Below are 2,283 nucleotides of genomic sequence, written 5' to 3' on the forward strand. Positions count from 1 at the left end.
GGCCTTGACCGGCACTGGCCTGGTTGTCTGCCATGTTGGGCACATTGGTTTGCGCCCCCCCTTGTCCACTGCCGATCCCCTGAACGTCTACGCCAACGCCAGCACCTTTTGACGAGGCTGTTTTGTCCTCAACCGGAACATCGTCAAGCTTGACGCCTGAGGCGCAACCGGCCAAAAACAGACTGACCAGGACCACCGATAAAAATTGTTTTTTCATATTCAACCTCTTGAAAATTAAACCGATTAGAAATTCAGACATCAGGGCCGCACTGGGCCCCAATGGGGTTCGCGAAGGTCGCCGCCTTGCCCAGCCAGACGCGCTTTGATGCGGCCATCCAAAGTGGTGGTCATCAAGGCTTCTCCACCCTGCTGGGTGGCATACACCAGCATGCGGCTGTTGGGGGCAAAACTGGGGCGTTCATCGGCGTTGGTGTCGGTCAGCGCGACCACCTGACCGGAGGCCAACTCCATCAAGTGCAGGCGAAAACCGCTGGACAAGCGCGAGACATAAGCAAGCCAACGGCCGTCAGGGCTGATGGCGGGGGAAATGTTGTAGTTGCCAGAAAAAGTGACACGCTGCGCAGGTCCCCCCAAAGCCGGCATTTTGTAAATTTGCGGGCTGCCGCCACGGTCACTGACAAAATAAAGGGTCTGGCCGTCAGGTGAAAAGGCCGGTTCGGTGTTGATGCTGCCAAAAGTCAGGCGTTGGGGATCCCCGCCTTCCAAAGATACACGGTGCAGTTGTGAGCCCCCATCGCGGCTGAGCGTGGCCACCAATGAACGGCCGTCGGGTGCCCAAGCAGGCGCGCTGTTCGAGCCCTTGAAGTTGGCCACCACACGGCGTTTTCCGCTGGTCAGTTCGTGCACATAAACCACGGGTTTGCGTGACTCAAAAGAAACATACGCCAGATGGGTGCCGGCGGGCGACCAAGACGGCGAGATGATGGGTTCTGGACTGCTGAGGGCGGAGCGCGCGCCTTGCCCGTCGGAATCGGCAATCCACAAACTGTATCGCCCCGCCGACTTGGTCACATAGCTGATGCGAGAGCTGAAAACACCTGGTGTGCCGGTCATTTGCTGGTAAACCCAATCGGCCACACGGTGTGCAGACAGGCGCAAATCGGCTGCGCCCACCGAATCCTTGAACTCGGCCTTTTCTTGGCCCTTGACCGCATCCCACAGCCGAGCGCGAACGTCGTAACGGCCATTGGCCAAACGCGTCACCGAGCCTGCCACCAAGGCCTCGGCCGACAAAGGCCGCAAGGCTGCCCAATCGGGTCGGCTCAGCTCATCCAGCAGCAGCGATGCCGAAGGCAAAGGCTTGAACTGTCCGCTGCGGGCCAGATCAGCCTGAACAATTTCAGCGATTTTTTCAGGGACCAAACCCTCGCCCTTGAACGGGGCCACGATGACGGGCAGTTGTGTCAAACCGACGCCAGTGACCTCAACCCGGAACTGGGCCCAAGCGCCGCTGGTCAGGCCCAACAAGGCCCAGGCAGCGAAAAAACGAGCAGCCCAGCGGGCAGATGAAGAAAACAGGTTCATGTCCATCAACAATTCAGGTGGTCCAATGAAAAGTCTGATCGTACACCGTCACGCTTGTATTTCCACCCTTAATCCTGTGTTGGTAACAAGAAGAAACAAGATTACGGCCAGAATATTCAAGACAGACTGGTGCCCCTGCCGGCTCAAGTCTGGGCTGCTTACAATCAACTGGCTCATGAACCCCTCCTCTCCCAGTCCCACAAGCACCACCAAACAGCCGGACATCCTCCAGCGATTGGCGCGTTTGAAGCCCTATTTTGTCCGCCAACGCGGTGTTTGGGCGCTGGCCATTGGGGCTACATTGGTCGCGGCACTGACTGAACCCTTGATTCCGGCCTTGTTCCAACCCTTGTTGGACAGCGGTTTTGCCGAGAACAAATTGCCCCTGTGGTCGATTCCAGTGGTGGTCATCGGGTTGTTCACCCTGCGGGGAATGGCTCACTTTGTGGCGCAGTATGCGCTGGCACGCGTGACCAACGACGGCATGGAAAAACTGCGCAGCGATTTGTTTGCCAAACTGGTGCGGGCCGATTTGTCGCTGTTCAGCCGACAGTCGGCCAGTGCCTTGTCCAACACCGTGGTCTACGAAGTGCAAATTGGCGCATCGCAACTGGTGTCGGCCTTGATCGGCTTGACCCGCGACGGCTTCACCCTGCTGGCCTTGGTGGGGTATTTGATGTGGCTGAACTGGCAGCTCACCTTAGTGGTGTTCACGGTGGCGCCTGGCCTGAGCTGGAT

Annotated in this window: 2 protein-coding genes and 1 pseudogene; 1 reads left to right on the top strand and 2 read right to left on the bottom strand. The window is 58.2% G+C overall.

What is annotated here, in order from left to right; translation table 11 throughout:
* Together Q0341_RS04970 and tolB are read right to left on the bottom strand one after the other, a co-directional pair.
* Positions 1-217, bottom strand: a pseudogene (locus Q0341_RS04970) (peptidoglycan-associated lipoprotein); the annotation flags it as partial.
* Between the two features lie 41 nt (positions 218-258).
* Positions 259-1,545, bottom strand: a complete 1,287-nt coding sequence (tolB, locus tag Q0341_RS04975; protein WP_299510964.1) for a Tol-Pal system beta propeller repeat protein TolB — start codon at positions 1,543-1,545, stop codon at positions 259-261.
* A gap of 175 nt (positions 1,546-1,720) precedes the next feature.
* Here tolB and Q0341_RS04980 point away from each other — a divergent pair.
* Positions 1,721-2,283, top strand: a 563-nt coding sequence (locus Q0341_RS04980) for an ABC transporter transmembrane domain-containing protein (protein WP_299510965.1), incomplete at its 3' end; no start/stop codon positions are given.

The organism is uncultured Limnohabitans sp. (genome assembly GCF_937889215.1).
Lineage (GTDB): Bacteria > Pseudomonadota > Gammaproteobacteria > Burkholderiales > Burkholderiaceae_C > Limnohabitans_A.

Excerpts from the sequence above, each read along its gene's own strand:
- tolB (WP_299510964.1), bottom strand. The coding sequence starts at position 1,545 with ATGAACCTGTTTTCTTCATCTGCCCGCTGGGCTGCTCGTTTTTTCGCT.